The organism is Cytobacillus oceanisediminis, assembly GCF_022811925.1.
Classification (GTDB): Bacteria; Bacillota; Bacilli; order Bacillales; family Cytobacillaceae; genus Cytobacillus; species Cytobacillus oceanisediminis_D.
Genome location: NZ_CP065511.1, coordinates 1,850,026 through 1,864,209, shown reverse-complemented (window position 1 = coordinate 1,864,209; position 14,184 = coordinate 1,850,026). Strand labels below are relative to the sequence as shown.

At 39.2% G+C, this 14,184-nt stretch carries 16 protein-coding genes; 6 read left to right on the top strand and 10 right to left on the bottom strand.

The genetic code is table 11. The features are described from left to right. Positions 1-114 precede the first annotated feature (114 nt). The 4 genes from IRB79_RS09590 to IRB79_RS09575 all read left to right on the top strand — a co-directional run bounded on the left by IRB79_RS09590 (position 115) and on the right by IRB79_RS09575 (position 3,167). Positions 115-582 carry a L,D-transpeptidase family protein gene (locus IRB79_RS09590; RefSeq protein WP_431833415.1) on the top strand — a complete coding sequence of 156 codons (468 nt, stop codon included), beginning with the start codon at positions 115-117 and terminating at the stop codon, positions 580-582. A 135-nt stretch (positions 583-717) separates the two neighbouring features. Beyond that, a complete protein-coding gene (locus IRB79_RS09585; protein ID WP_243508249.1) occupies positions 718-1,326 on the top strand; it encodes a PadR family transcriptional regulator in 609 nt (202 codons plus the stop codon). Then, a complete protein-coding gene (locus tag IRB79_RS09580) occupies positions 1,323-2,603 on the top strand; it encodes an MFS transporter (protein ID WP_243508248.1) in 1,281 nt (426 codons plus the stop codon). The genes IRB79_RS09585 and IRB79_RS09580 overlap by 4 nt, the downstream gene beginning before the upstream one ends. A gap of 96 nt (positions 2,604-2,699) precedes the next feature. Continuing rightward, complete coding sequence (locus IRB79_RS09575; protein WP_243508247.1) at positions 2,700-3,167, top strand: YkyB family protein; 468 nt, start codon at positions 2,700-2,702, stop codon at positions 3,165-3,167. A gap of 46 nt (positions 3,168-3,213) precedes the next feature. On the opposite strand, the gene IRB79_RS09570 is transcribed toward IRB79_RS09575, so the two are convergent. From IRB79_RS09570 to IRB79_RS09555, 4 genes are all read right to left on the bottom strand, one after another. Beyond that, positions 3,214-4,119 carry a chemotaxis protein gene (locus IRB79_RS09570; protein WP_243508246.1) on the bottom strand — a complete coding sequence of 302 codons (906 nt, stop codon included), beginning with the start codon at positions 4,117-4,119 and terminating at the stop codon, positions 3,214-3,216. Between the two features lie 266 nt (positions 4,120-4,385). Beyond that, the gene (locus tag IRB79_RS09565; RefSeq protein ID WP_243508245.1) at positions 4,386-5,705 is read right to left on the bottom strand and encodes an MFS transporter; all 1,320 of its coding nucleotides are present in this window, start codon (positions 5,703-5,705) and stop codon (positions 4,386-4,388) included. A gap of 412 nt (positions 5,706-6,117) precedes the next feature. Further along, the gene (locus IRB79_RS09560; RefSeq protein WP_243508244.1) at positions 6,118-6,582 is read right to left on the bottom strand and encodes a DinB family protein; all 465 of its coding nucleotides are present in this window, start codon (positions 6,580-6,582) and stop codon (positions 6,118-6,120) included. Between the two features lie 113 nt (positions 6,583-6,695). After that, positions 6,696-7,226, bottom strand: a complete 531-nt coding sequence (locus tag IRB79_RS09555; protein ID WP_243508243.1) for an RDD family protein — start codon at positions 7,224-7,226, stop codon at positions 6,696-6,698. Positions 7,227-7,504: 278 nt separating this feature from the next. Here IRB79_RS09555 and IRB79_RS09550 point away from each other — a divergent pair, with 278 nt between their 5' ends. Then, entirely contained in the window at positions 7,505-7,708 is a 204-nt protein-coding gene (locus IRB79_RS09550) for a hypothetical protein (RefSeq protein ID WP_009331014.1), read from the top strand. Positions 7,709-7,818: 110 nt separating this feature from the next. Beyond that, a complete protein-coding gene (locus IRB79_RS09545) occupies positions 7,819-8,973 on the top strand; it encodes an aminotransferase A (protein ID WP_243508242.1) in 1,155 nt (384 codons plus the stop codon). A gap of 126 nt (positions 8,974-9,099) precedes the next feature. Here IRB79_RS09545 and IRB79_RS09540 read toward each other — a convergent pair whose 3' ends face one another. The 6 genes from IRB79_RS09540 to IRB79_RS09515 form a co-directional block, all read right to left on the bottom strand. Next, complete coding sequence (locus tag IRB79_RS09540; protein WP_243508241.1) at positions 9,100-9,279, bottom strand: hypothetical protein; 180 nt, start codon at positions 9,277-9,279, stop codon at positions 9,100-9,102. Positions 9,280-9,353: 74 nt separating this feature from the next. After that, positions 9,354-10,232 (bottom strand): NAD(P)-dependent oxidoreductase, encoded by an 879-nt coding sequence (locus IRB79_RS09535; protein ID WP_243508240.1) that lies wholly within the window; start codon positions 10,230-10,232, stop codon positions 9,354-9,356. Between the two features lie 193 nt (positions 10,233-10,425). Then, positions 10,426-10,887, bottom strand: a complete 462-nt coding sequence (locus IRB79_RS09530; RefSeq protein ID WP_243508239.1) for a hypothetical protein — start codon at positions 10,885-10,887, stop codon at positions 10,426-10,428. Between the two features lie 504 nt (positions 10,888-11,391). Next, positions 11,392-13,107, bottom strand: coding sequence for a phosphoenolpyruvate--protein phosphotransferase (gene ptsP / locus IRB79_RS09525; RefSeq protein ID WP_243508238.1), 1,716 nt, complete (start codon positions 13,105-13,107; stop codon positions 11,392-11,394). Continuing rightward, the gene (locus IRB79_RS09520) at positions 13,107-13,373 is read right to left on the bottom strand and encodes a phosphocarrier protein HPr (RefSeq protein ID WP_026583099.1); all 267 of its coding nucleotides are present in this window, start codon (positions 13,371-13,373) and stop codon (positions 13,107-13,109) included. The genes ptsP and IRB79_RS09520 overlap by 1 nt, the downstream gene beginning before the upstream one ends. A gap of 456 nt (positions 13,374-13,829) precedes the next feature. Beyond that, entirely contained in the window at positions 13,830-14,120 is a 291-nt protein-coding gene (locus tag IRB79_RS09515) for a hypothetical protein (RefSeq protein ID WP_243508237.1), read from the bottom strand. Positions 14,121-14,184: the final 64 nt, after the last annotated feature.

Below are 14,184 nucleotides of genomic sequence, written 5' to 3'. Positions count from 1 at the left end.
TCGGGACACATTTTATCCAATAAGTTACAAGATCACTTTTGCAGGCATATATTTGAATAGACCTTTCAGAAAGAGGTGATTGTTATTTACCATATAGTAAAACCTGGTGAGACAATGTCTGTCATCGCAAAAAATTACCGCCGCCCTTTACGTGAGCTTCTGGCGGCAAACCCTTCCATTGTAAACCCAGGCCTGATCTATCCCGGCCAGCGAATAGTAATACCAGGGCTGCCGGAACCTGATTCCATTCCGTATACCATCAATGTTTCAAAAGGCAAAAGAAGCTTAACTCTTTTATATAACGGTGCCGTTCAAAAAGTGTATCCCATTGCCGTCGGAAAAATGCTGACACAGACCCCAATTGGTGAGTTTGTTATTGTGAACAGAGAACCCAATCCCGGCGGCCCATATGGGGTCATGTGGCTTTCCCTGTCTAAAGCCGGCTATGGAATTCACGGAACCAATAACCCTTCCTCAATTGGCCAATCTGTTTCCAAAGGCTGTATACGCATGTATAACCAGGATGTGCTCGAATTGTCACGCATAGTGCCAAATGGCACCAAGGTACGGATACAGCCATAACTGCTGCTTACAATCGTCCTTTCAACAAAACTTTCGCTGAAAAATTGCGAAAGTTTTTATTTTTTGTTGATATTTTATTAAACAAGACATATCATATTGATATATCAACATGATATATTGAAAGGAGTTTTATTTTTGTCTATAGAACATACAATTCTTGCTGTATTAAGCTTTTGGCCCAGCACAGGATATAAAATTAAATCTGAATTTGAACACAAAGCTGCTGGTCTTTATTGGGGAATGAGCTATGGGAGCATATACCCCAAATTAAAAAAACTTGAGGAAGAAGGTTTTATCTATGCAATCGAACAGGAAGATGAAGGAAGAAAGAAAAAAATGTATGAGCTCACTTCTAAAGGGTGGAAAGAGTTTGAGAATTGGCTGAAGACTCCTCCTTCTTTCCCCGTTATTAAAGATGAACTGCTAATGAAAATGTCAACCTGGCATGAAGATATGGATAATGAAGTGTTAATCAGCCATTTATTAAAAAGAAAAGAAGAAGCTTCAGATATTCTTAAATTCGTAAAGGATTGGCCGAGAAATGGATATTCCTATGTCAGCAAGCTTGGCACCCTCTCGATTCGATATGCAGAAATGAAGCTGGAAACAGAAATTAAATGGATCGATGAATCAATCGAAGCGCTGCAAAAAGATAATTTGCCAGATGGCCAGGATCCTCATGGCAATACTGAAAAGCTGCTGAACAGGCGAAGGATGGCCATAGAAAGGGATGAAGGGAATTGACAGCGAAACCAGGTATTTTTAAACCGCTCAAGCTAAAATCCTTTCGCGCACTTTTTGGCGCCCAGTTATTTTCCGACTTGGGGAACTGGCTTGATTTAATTGCATTGCAGGTTATTGTCGCTTATCACTGGGGTCTGGATGAAACGGCAATTGCCTCTGTCATTATAGTTCTCGGTCTTCCTTGGGTCATCATTGGCCCATTTGCAAGTGTGTTTGTGGACAGATTGCCCAAGAAGGCAGTTATGATCGTTTGCCTCCTTTTAAGAATGGTCTTTGTAGCAGGCTTATTTTACGCTCCTAACCTATACATTCTGCTATTATTTGTGTTTTTAAAAGGAACCGTATCAGCACTTTATGATCCGGCAAGGCAGAGTGCCATCCGGATGATTGTACCTGAAAGCATGCTGCCTGAAGCAGTAACTTTAAGCCAGCTTTCAGTCAACACGATGAAAATTGCCGGGCCGGCATTAGGAGGAGGAATTATAGCTGTTTTTGGACCCAAAAGCCCTTTTCTTTTTGAAGCAGCTGGATTCTTTATAGCTGTTATTTTCCTGCTGTTTCTTCCCAGCTTAAAGTCCTTTGAAGAGTCAGATAAAATAATGGCTGGCGACCAAGCAGTCAAAGGGGATTTTTGGAAAGATTTTTCTGATGGCATCAAACATATTTTTCATACTCCCCTTTTAAAGCTCTCGATTATTCTTTCTTCTGCAGCGTTTTTCATTATTTTCCTTTATGATGGGTTATTTGTTTTTATTGCAAAGCAGATTGGATTTAATGAGGGGAATTTCGGATTGCTGATCAGTGCAGTGGGAGCAGGCAGTGTTGCGGGCTCACTTTTGCTGGGCCAATGGACAGGGTGGAACCGGAAACCCATCCATTTAATGAGTTCTTCAGCCATATTAAGCGGCATTTTTATTGCAACTGTTGGGCTTGGAGGCTTAGGTTTTCTTAATTTACCACAATTGGGCTGGATAATCGGTGCATGTCTTTTAGGCCTCTTAGGGGCGGGAGAATCTGTTCCCTACGGCTATGTTCTTCAATCTGAAACACCAAAGCAAATGATGGGCAGAGTTTCTGCTGCCGCCATGTCCCTGCAGACCTTTTCCATGCTAATTGCACCAGCGGCAGGAGCTCTTCTTGCAAAACAGCTAGGCGCTTCTTTTGTTATGATTGCCGCTGGTTTGGCAACAACATTATTAGGTTTAACTATGCTAATGATTATATGGAAAAAATCAGGATCCTTCCAACCCATAAGCGGAAAGCAGCTGGATGGATAAGCTTTTGTAATAAAAGCCCTATCCTAAGTTGGTTTTATTGACTAAAAAGGGTATAATATGATTATACCCCTTTATAACTTGAAAGGAGATTGGAAATTGAATTCTGATAAGAAACAATATCCCCATCTGCAACCAACGGTTGAAAACCTCTCTCAAGCCATCTTCACCGTTAACCGCCATGCAAAGACAGCACCAAATCCTAAATTTTTGTATAAATTAAAGCACGATGCACTTCAAAAGTTAATAAAAGAAGGAAAAGCCCAAAAAACAGGCCTTCACTATTCTGGCAATCCAAAAAACAGCCAGCAGCAGTCAGATGTTCTGGTAAAGTGCGGGAATTATTCTTTCCACCTTCCGCCCTCTAAAGAGGATTTTTCAGAGCTTCCCCATTTGGGCAAACTCGATTCCTTCGTCAGAAATCCAAAATCTTCACTATCTCTTAATGCTGCGAAAAAATTGCTTATGTCATATACAGGGCTAAAAGAGCTTAATAGCACGCCAAACGAAAAAAAGCACCGCTATGAAAAACCTGTATTTAAGAAATTAGGAGAAAGTTACTTTTAATCACTAAAAAGCTGGAATGAAAATTCCAGCTTTTCTTTGTATGGTCCTATAATGCATGCTGATCTATCAAAAGCACCAATTCTGCAATTTCAGGCTTGCTCACCTGTGCATTGGCTCCTACCATTTGGCCCTTGTGGCGAAGATCTTCGGTAATTAATGAAGAAAAAATAATAACTGGAATTTTTGCAAGCACAGGATGTTCTTTAACTTTTTTAGTAAAGTGATGCCCATCCATTTGCGGCATTTCGATATCAGTGATCATGAGCTGCACTTCCTTAGTGACATCTCGCCCCGACTCGGCTAAGGAATGCAAGTATTCATAAGCATCGTATCCATTTTCAAAGAATTCAATTTGAGAAAAACCCGCTTCATTCAAAGTATCATTCAAAAGCTTTCTTAGGAGTGGAGAGTCTTCTGCAATAAGCAGCTTCTTGTCAGACCTTTCACGCTTTCCAAGTTTCTGCACCTTCTGGATGCTAATCCCTGAATCAGGATTTATTTCAGTAACCATTTTTTCAAAATCAAGCAGCAGCACCATCTCATCCTCAAGCTTTATGATTCCGATAATCTGGCTTTCATGGCCCTGATACATTTCAGAAGGCTTTTCAATTTGGTTCCAGGAAATGCGGTGAATTTTTGAAACATTATGAACATGGAAAACAATTTTCTGCTGATTAAACTCTGTCACAATAAACTTATCCTGCTGAGGGCTTTCTGAAGGCGCCATATTTAATGATGATGCCACATCCACTACAGGAAGAACCTCTCCCCTCAGTTCAATGATCCCTTCAATATTTCTATGCGAATGCGGGACAGGAATGACTTGTACAGGATTAATAATTTCCTTCACTTTAATAACGTTAATTCCAAATTTAATCCTTCCAATTGAAAATTCAACAATTTCCAGTTCATTCGTTCCGCTTTCCAGTAAAATGCCTTTTTTCTGTTCCACTTTTTTCGCCCTTCCTTTTTCATATGCTTATATCTAAGTTCTCAGCTCCAGTGGTATGACGCTTGTTTTAAGAGCAGCAAGACAGCGCCGAATATGCATCGTGAATCTTTTTCTCTATTAATATACCATGAATGGATAAAATTTCTTATGAAAATTTCAGTTCATTAAGAAAAAAGTCCTTATTTCTGGAACAGGAAGTCAGCTGCTTTGCTAAAACAGCAAAAAGCAAGCCTTTGGCGGCTTGCTTCTTCAATGCAATACAGAACTTAATTAGGAATGCTTTCGTCCTTAATTTTTGAATGAACGAACAGACCAATTATAGTTAAAATCATCAATGAACCTAAAGCAAGTCTGCTTGCCAGGTTTCCATAGCTGGCAAAGATCAAAGTAATGCTTCCATAAATAACCGGTCCGATTATGGAAGATACTTTCCCTGAAAATGCAAACAAACCAAAAAACTGCCCTCTTTTATCTTCTGGAGTCAATTCCACAATATAAGTTCTTGTGGTAACCCACATGGACCCCAGAGCGACGCCAAACATGCTGCCCGCAATCCAGAACATGATTTCATTGACAGCGCCAACAGCAATTGCCAGAGCAACAAGAAGAAGGATCCCAACGTACTTAACCGCTTTGTTGGGCCCTTTCGCCTTGGTAATATAGCCAAATACAAAAGAACCAATTATACTGGACACCGTTGAAGCAAGATATAACAAAATGAATTGGCCAGTTGAAAAGCCTACAATGGTTTTTGCGTACACGGCCATCATGGCAATCGTTGTGGCAATTGCATCGTTTAAGAAAAAATAGGCAATCATAAATGTGAAAATCGCCTTATAATGTTTCATATCTTTAAAAGTCTGCCAAATTTCCTTATAGCCTGATAAAAATTTTTGTTTTTCTTTTGCCTGGTAAGGCTTATCTTTTACAAAGAAAAACAGCGGCAAAGAAAACACCAGAAATAATATAGCAGTTGGTATAAAAGATTCGTGAAAACCGTCATCTCCTATAAATAAATAAACTGTCAGGCCTACAAGGGTTCCGATATAGCCAACTGCCACTCCAAAACCTGAAATCAGCGGTATATCCTGCTTTGTTCCCAGATCGGAAATCATGGCATCGTAAAAAACCAGACTGGAATGAAAAAAAAACTTTGCAATAATAAAACATATAATAACGAGTGCAAGATAAACAGGAAGCCCAAATATTTTCCCGCTAATCTGGCTTGATGCAAAAACCCCCATTAAAATGGTCGCCATTACAGTAATAAGCGTAAAGATTACGATATATTTCTTTTTTCTTCCTGTCCTGTCTATCATAACTCCAAACAATGGAGAGAACAGGACAAGAAAAAAGCTTGCCAGCGCATTAGAATAAGAAATAAAGGTACTCGCTATCTGATTTAAAATTTCATTCTCTCCTATAACTTCCTGCAGGTAAAAAGGAAAGAAAATGGTATTAATATTTGAGGAAAAAATAGTATTCGCAAAATCGTAAAGTGCCCATGAAACAATGGGCAGTGTCATATACAGCCGCCAGGAATTGAATTTCCCCTGTTTCTGCAGCTCCGTTTTTTCTATTTCCATGTCAACAGCTCCTTCAGGTAAAAAACACCTTATTCCTTATTCAAGACCTATCTGTAAAACCCTTTTATTTTACCAAATTTTATTTAATGCAATTTTTTAAAAATTTAATGAATATTTAAATAATATTTTTTATTATGCAAGAAATTAATTTAAGGGGAGGAAAAATGAAAAGGAAGGAACAAAAAGAATATACAAAGCAATTAATCTACTAGTCTGATTGGTGAAGGCCAAAATAGGGGGAATTTAATGAACAGGCAGAATCTTCCCGCATTGCCGCAATGATGGTGAATTCTTTCTTTGGCACTTTGTTTTATTGGGTGCATCATCCCGATCAGGAGCCTCTGCCTGTTTTACTGCATGACGTTATAGCATCCTAAATTACAGTTCTTAAAAGTGAGACTGTCAGCCGGTGTTAAACACTGATGCCGGCTGCCGGCATTATTTGCTTTTTATGGTGAATGTCATGTTCAATAAAATCTGCAAAATAATCGCGCACAGTTAAGCTAGTGCTGCCGATTTTAAAAGCTGTATCCAGTTTTTCTTCTGACATGCCTTCAAGCATCCGAAGAAATTGTCTCCGAACTGATAAAAGTTCTTCAATAATCTCTAATTGTGCATGCTTTTTAGCGTATTCTCCTGCAGCATCATTTACACTTTGAAAATCAGGATAGCTCTCAAGTACTGAGCCCTCTTTAAAAAATGGGAAACGCTCCTCAAGAGAATATCTATCCCAAAATAACAGATGGGCAACTACTGCCGAAACCGGCCATTTTCCAGCCGAGACAGGCTTTAGCCAATTTTCCTGGCCAAGATCTTTTAGCGACTCAAGCCATACAGAAAAAGATTCATAGTGAGTAATAATTTCTTGCTTCTTCATTTTCATCCTCCCTTCCTAAAAATATATTCTGCATGCAAATAATAAATCCTTTTTATTGCTGACCCACAAAAAAGCTGCAGGGCAACTCAGCTGCCCTGCAGCTTTTTTAAGAATTATTTCTTTAATACGACAGTGCCTGCGATTAAATCATGCAATGCCTGTTTTTTCTCTGTAAAGGCAGCAATGATATAGCCAATAAGGAAAATTCCAGACAGGATGGCCATGGCCAAATATCTTCCTAGCGCCCTCCAGAAAGAAATGCGGTTGCCATTTAAGTCAGTCACTTTTAATCCCAGCAGCTTTTTTCCCACAGTTCCCTGCCATTTGGATGCATGCAAGCCTGCAAAATAGGCAACAGCAACGACAAGATTGACAAGAAAGGTTACTCCAAGTGCGCCAAAATAAGATCCCATGAATGCAAAAGCTTCTTCATCGGTCATTTCTGTTTCCATATAAGTTGGGTCGCTTATCATCGTATTAAAAGCATCAGAAGTGCCAAAGAAAATCATAAAGATAACAATGCTTAGAATTGTAAGCGGAATTCCAACAATAATAGAATCGATTAAATAGGCCGCAAATCGGAGCCAGAACCCGCCATATTCCTTTGTGCTTTCATAAGGCTGCTTCTCTAAAGATGTCTCCACTTTAAAACCTCCTTTAAATAGTTAGCTGGAAAACTAACAAACTAAAAATGTAGTTTCCACTATCTACTAATGTTAATCTCTAAATGAATTATATTCAACTATTTGTAAAATTTTACACTCATTTATTTTTAAACAAATATCTCACTAAAACGTTTTCATCTTGACTTTTTTGTGAACAGTCTTATAACAGTGTAGACACTATTTTTCCAAAGGCATAAAATAAGTTTGTAAAGCTGAAAGTTAGTTTTACATAAAATAAAAAAGAGGTGCGATCAGGCATGAAAGGTACAGCAATCCTTTACCATGATGAACATAAAGTTACGATCCTGGAAAATGTGGAGCATTCTGTGTTTGAGGAAATGAAAGATCAATGCGGCGACAAACATTGCCGATGCCATATAGAAAATAAAGTTATCGATTTTGGTGCTGTATCCCCGGTATTATGGCATGAAGATGAAGTCGATTGGGATTACGGATACTGATTATATTTCTGCAGGCTCTGAATAGAATTCAGGGCCTTTTTTATTTTTTTTCTGTTTGCTGCCGCATCAAAGTGATAGAATAAACATTAGAATTATACGAGGTGAATACATTGGAACATTTAATCAATCAAAAAGTGAAGGACATCGAAATTTCTGGAATCAGAAAGTTTTTCAATATGGTTGCCGGCACCAAAGGCATGATTTCTCTTACAATTGGACAGCCTGACTTCCCAACGCCATTACATGTTAAAGAAGCAGCTAAACAGGCAATTGACGAGAACTTTACCTCCTATACACACAATGCGGGCGATATTCGATTGCGGCAAGCTGCAGCTTCTTTTGTAAAAGCAAAATATAACCTTACATATAACCCTGAATTAGAAGTCATTGTGACATCAGGAGCAAGTGAAGCTATCGATATTGCATTCCGTACAATTCTGGATGAAGGATCGGAAGTAATTCTGCCTGGTCCTGTTTATCCCGGTTATGAGCCAATCATAAAGCTTTGCGGTTCAGTTCCGGTTCATACTGATATTTCCAGAAACAAGTTTAGATTTACTGCGGATTTAATTGCAGAACAAATGAGTGATAAAACAAGGTGCATTGTTCTTCCATATCCATCGAATCCTACAGGTGTCAGTCTGAGTTTGGAGGAGCTTGAGGAAATTGCTGCTCTTGTTAAAGGCAAAGATATCTTTATCCTTGCTGATGAAATTTACAGCGAACTGCTCTATGATCAAACGCACCACTCAATCGCTTCCCTTTTGCGGGAGCAGACTATAGTAATTAATGGACTTTCAAAATCCCATTCAATGACAGGCTGGCGCATTGGTCTTTTATTCGCACCGGAAAACCTGGCAAAACATATCTTGAAGGTGCATCAGTATAATGTGACATGCGCAGCTTCTGTCTCCCAAATGGCAGCTCTTGAAGCGCTGACAACAGGAATTAACGACGCCCTGCCAATGAGGCATGAATATGCCAAACGCCGTGACTATGTTTATGAGCGTTTAGTACAAATGAACCTGGATGTAGTCAAACCTGATGGCGCTTTTTATTTTTTTATAAAAATACCAGATGTTTCAAAGAACTCCTTTGAATTTGCCCTTTCTCTTGTTGAAAATGCAGGAGTTGCAGTAGTTCCTGGCAGTGCCTTCTCCTCATATGGAGAAGGTTATTTCCGAATTTCCTTTGCCTATTCCATGGACACATTACAAGAAGGGCTTGACCGGATCGAAAAGTATCTGGAAGGTATTAAATTGTAACAAGATCACTCGGTCGAAAGCGCCAGTTTCCTTTTTGGAGGGATGGCGCTTTTATTTATATTCAATGCTTCTTATTTCAATCCGACAAAAGAAAAAAGGCAAGCCCTCTGCCTGCCTTTTTCACCATTACTGTCCCTGATATTGCCCGTTGTTTTTTGATGCTTTTTCCTTTTTGGCTTTATCCTTTTGAATTTTATTCGTGTCAGCACTTCCAAATTCATGGGAGAATTCAGAATCAATGACAGCGGAATCGAAGCCTTTTTTGTTCTTTTGCTGAGGATCATTTTTCTTATTTCTTTTAGCCACCTGTCTAACCCCCTATTCACTTTCTTTATTAGTTTGAAGTGAAAAAAGAGGCCTTATACATTAACAGGCGCAATTTACATATTCCAATATTTATATAATGCCTGTGTACCGCTGTTTTCTTCCCCTTTTTCAGAAAGCTCGGCATACATTTTTTTTGCAAGAGCAAGCCCTGGAGTCATCATGCCCATTGCTTCTGCTTCATCTAAGGCGATATTCATGTCCTTAATGAAATGTTTTATATAAAAGCCTGGTTCAAAGTTGCCATCAATGATTCTCGGTGCAAGATTGGATAGTGACCAGCTGCCTGCTGCACCAGATGATATGCTTTGCAGAACTGTACTTGGGTCCAAACCTGCTTTTTCTGCATAAACTACCGCTTCACAAACCCCTATCATATTTGATGCAATCGCAATTTGATTACACATTTTCGTGTGTTGTCCGGCTCCTGCTTTTCCTTGATAAACGATATTTGTTCCGAGAAGATTGAAAATCGGTTCTACAGCCAGAAATGCGTCCCTGTCTCCTCCGGCCATTATTGAAAGCTTTGCATCCCTGGCGCCGATATCTCCTCCTGAAACAGGGGCATCTATTGCATGCATGCCTTTTTTGCCTGCTTCTTCGTATATCCTTTTGGCCAATGTAGGTGTCGAAGTGGTCATGTCAATTACATATGTATTGTCTCTGCCATTTGTGATAATGCCATTTTCCCCAAGATACACTTCCTCTACATCTGCCGGATAACCAACAATCGTAATAATGACATTTGCTTTCTTTGCAACATCCAATGGCGTCTCAGCCCACTTTGCCCCATTCTCTATTAGTTCAGAAGCTTTTTCTTTGGTTCTTGTATAAACAACTAATGGATAACCTGCTTTCAACAGATGTCCTGCCATGCTCTTGCCCATTACCCCTGTTCCCACAAAACCGATAACTGTATTTTCAGGTGAAATCAACGTACCCACTCCCTTGAAATATCTGAATTTTTTATAATAATTCTACCATTACTTATCTTAGATTAAAAATATTAGATGTCCCAATAAAGACAAAAGACCAGGCAAATACCTGGTCCATCCCCAATTTTATGCGCGTAATTTATATTACCCAGATTAGATAAAAACAAAACTCCAGTCATCACATTGAATCCTTTTAAAGCTGTGAAGAAAAATTATTTAAGAATGCTCTCGCAATCACTTCATCCTCATTTAAGATTTCTACAGATACTGCATCTTCATTCACGATCATTTCTTCTATTTCGAAAACATGCAGGTCCTGTGTAAGAGGAATGGGATTCATAAAGATATAGTTTCCCTTTTCATTATTAACCTCTATATATTCCCCATCGATTATAGTGTCCTCCCCATAAACAAACTCATCCGTACCAAGAGCAGCGGCCAGTTTTTCATTATGTATGGAAACCTTTACTTTGTATAATTCCTCTTCTGAAAGGATTTTATCATTAATTTTAAACCGGAACTGCAGCTCATTGTTTTTAGTCAGCAAGGCTTCAGCATGACTATTGACGATTGAGTCCTGTGCACCCTGGATGCAGCCTGACAGAGGCAGGGCCAATAGGGCGGTAAGGATTAAGCTAATGATCTCTTTATTCATGAAGAATTCCTCCTTTTTCATTACCTTTTCCTTTCTCGGCTTACAATAAACCCCAATTACAAAACTTAAACGTTACCCTCGAAAATAAGCGCCAAAATATAAAAGAAGCCCTTTCCAGGCTTCTTTAGTGGAGGACACGGCTTAAAAATGAGCTCTGTTTTTCATATAAGTCGTTTTTCTGCTTTTCTTTAATGCATCTATATCGATCATGAAAGAGAAAGCTGATTATCATGGTAACCATTTTCCATCTCTCCTTTTTATGTTGTAGCTTAATTATAGGAGAGTTTCATATTCCGGATAACAATCATAAGATGTGATTGCTGTCATCCTTAAGGCTGAATGGCAGTTTCGCCTGAAGAAGGAAAAAAAATAAACCGGCCATCATAGGCCGGCTTAAAAAGGGGGGAAAATGAGAATGATCAGCTTACTTATGACTGACCTAAGTGCTTACTTCTTATTTACCCGGGATATTATATTTAAAACTTTTTAATTGTTTCAATTTGATTACAGTTTTGTCGCTTCTTTTACAGCTTGAACTACTTCTTCTGCTGTATTCATATGAAGTGCTTTTTCAGCCAGTGCTTCCATGTCTTTTTTGTTAAGGTGACTGATTTGAGAACGTGCTTTAAGGATCGAAGTAGCGCTCATGGAGAACTCGTCAAGTCCTAATCCCAACAGTAATGGAATAGCCGTTTCATCCCCAGCCATTTCACCGCACATGCCTGCCCACTTTCCTTCCTTGTGTGCTGCGCCAATAACCATTTTAACTAAACGCAAGATTGCAGGATTATACGGCTGGTAAAGATAAGAAACACGCTCATTCATTCGGTCTGCAGCCATAGTGTACTGAATTAAATCGTTTGTGCCTACGCTGAAGAAATCAACTTCTTTAGCAAATTGCTCAGCCATAACAGCAGTTGAAGGAATTTCAACCATAATTCCAATTTCAATGTTGTCTGCAACCTCTGAGCCTTCGCTCACAAGCTTTTGTTTTTCTTCTTCAAGGATTGCTTTGCCCTGACGGAATTCATCAAGAGTTGCAATCATAGGGAACATGATTTTCAGGTTTCCATAAGTGCTCGCTCTTAACAAAGCCCTTAATTGTGTCCTGAACATTTCCTGTTCTTCCAGACATAGACGAATCGCCCGGAAGCCCAGGAATGGGTTCATTTCCTTTGGAAGATTCAGATAAGGAAGTTCTTTATCCCCGCCAATATCCAGCGTGCGGACAACAACTGGTTTTCCGCTCATTCCTTCCAGGACAGCTTTGTAGGATTCGAACTGCTCCTCTTCTGTTGGAAGCTGGTCTCTTCCCATATATAAAAATTCCGTGCGGTAAAGGCCAATGCCTTCTCCGCCATTTTCAACTACACCCTTCAAATCTTTTGGAGTTCCGATATTGGCAGCCAATTCAACATGATGGCCATCAGCAGTAACTGATTTTTCGTTGACAAGCTTAGCCCACTCAGCTTTTTGATCCTCGAATTTGCGGTGTTCTTCTTTATATTCGGCTACAGCCTCTGGAGTTGGATTAATATGTACTAGACCTTTTAATCCATCCACGATAACCAGGTCGCCATTTTTAATTTGCTTTGTAGATTCCTTTGTTCCCACTACGGCTGGAATTTCCATGGAACGGGCCATGATGGCAGAGTGGGATGTTCTGCCTCCAATGTCAGTTGTAAACCCTTTTACAAACTGGCGGTTCAGCTGAGCAGTATCGGAGGGGGTCAAGTCTTCAGCAATAATGATTACTTCTTCAGCAATCATGCTGGGATTCGCAATTTGCACCCCAAGCAAATGAGAAAGTACGCGTTTCGTTACGTCACGGATATCCGCCGCGCGCTCTTTCATGTATTCATTGTCCATTTGTTCGAACATTGTAATGAACATATCTGCTGTCTCTTTTAATGCAGATTCAGCATTTACTTTATCTGTTTTAATTTTATCTTCAATTGGCGAAATTAATTCCGGATCACTTAATACAAGAAGATGAGCATCGAAAATAGCAGCTTTATCAGCCCCAAGTTCTTTATGGGCATTATCGCGGATGACTTCCAATTCACCTTTAGATTCAGCTAACGCTGACTGAAAGCGTTCCACTTCCTGTTCAGCATTTTCTACTGTCTTTCTATCAAAAGAGAGATCCGGCTCAACCAAACGGTAAGCTTTCGCTATAGCAATACCGCTTGACGCCGCAATTCCATTTAAAAAGCTCATTATTCAGCCAAACCTTCTTTTTTCAGTGTTTCTTCAAGGCTGTTAAGGGCATCCTGTTCATCGTTTCCTTCAGCAATAATTGTAATATCTGCACCTTGTCCAACACCTAAAGACATAACACCCATGATTGATTTTAGATTTACTTTCTTTTCCTTGTACTCAAGGTGAATTTCTGAGTCAAATTTGCTGGCAGCTTGTACAAGCATTGTAGCTGGACGAGCGTGAATTCCTGTTTCTGCAGTTACTTTAAATTGTTTTTGAACCATATGGGATCAATCTCCTTCTTATTAATGATTGTATTAAGATGTGCAAGGCGTTGCCTCACGAACTTAAAGACGGGAACTGGAATTTTTTCAGCAAAATCAGCAGCAGGATGAAACAGTAATAATGCCGGTATATTTCGTCCTATATGCTGTTTTATTTTTTCCAACGCCCTATTATTCATGTATATAGTTGTTCAAAAAGGCTGAGAAAAATTAGTAAAATTACTTCGTCTCGAAGCTTCTCTGCATTTTGAACTCTTCCATAGAATCAGGAAATATTACCTGGCTGCAATTAAGTCATCGGACAACTTACATCTCAGACAAAAGAATAGCATTTCACATTCATTTAGACAATGAAAAACCCTTAATTTTTCACGTTTGTTCACACTTTTTTGAGTAAAACGCTTTCATTTGCCAATGATTTCTACTTACTGTTTCAGATGCATTATTCCTTTTGATTTATGGCTGTGGATGATACTTATCTTGTTTTCTAACCAGTTTTGAAGTTTCTTTGTATTGAAGAACATTATAGCTGATTCGCATTTTTGAAATGGTCCCCTTTAAGGCCGCTTCATGATCGCCTTCCCGGTCCGTATACAATGTGACAAGATCCGAGACGGATCGCGCCAGCATTTCTATGACATGTTTCAAGTCTTCATGTTTATAAGAAGTGCTGTCTTCCATCAGATGCTCCAGAATATCTTTGGATAAACTTTTCACTCTGAATGCTTTTTCGGTTTCAAGTTTCATTATTTTATCCCGCCTTTTTGATTGATTTTTCCATTATATGCGGGCCAAAAGAGTGAAATGCTGT

Excerpts from the sequence above, each read along its gene's own strand:
- IRB79_RS09590 (WP_431833415.1), top strand. The coding sequence starts at position 115 with ATGTCTGTCATCGCAAAAAATTACCGCCGCCCTTTACGTGAGCTTCTG.
- IRB79_RS09565 (WP_243508245.1), bottom strand. The coding sequence starts at position 5,705 with ATGGAAATAGAAAAAACGGAGCTGCAGAAACAGGGGAAATTCAATTCC.
- IRB79_RS09560 (WP_243508244.1), bottom strand. The coding sequence starts at position 6,582 with ATGAAGAAGCAAGAAATTATTACTCACTATGAATCTTTTTCTGTATGG.
- IRB79_RS09550 (WP_009331014.1), top strand. The coding sequence starts at position 7,505 with ATGAAAGGTACAGCAATCCTTTACCATGATGAACATAAAGTTACGATC.
- IRB79_RS09530 (WP_243508239.1), bottom strand. The coding sequence starts at position 10,887 with ATGAATAAAGAGATCATTAGCTTAATCCTTACCGCCCTATTGGCCCTG.
- ptsP (WP_243508238.1), bottom strand. The coding sequence starts at position 13,107 with ATGAGCTTTTTAAATGGAATTGCGGCGTCAAGCGGTATTGCTATAGCG.
- IRB79_RS09520 (WP_026583099.1), bottom strand. The coding sequence starts at position 13,373 with ATGGTTCAAAAACAATTTAAAGTAACTGCAGAAACAGGAATTCACGCT.
- IRB79_RS09515 (WP_243508237.1), bottom strand. The coding sequence starts at position 14,120 with ATGAAACTTGAAACCGAAAAAGCATTCAGAGTGAAAAGTTTATCCAAA.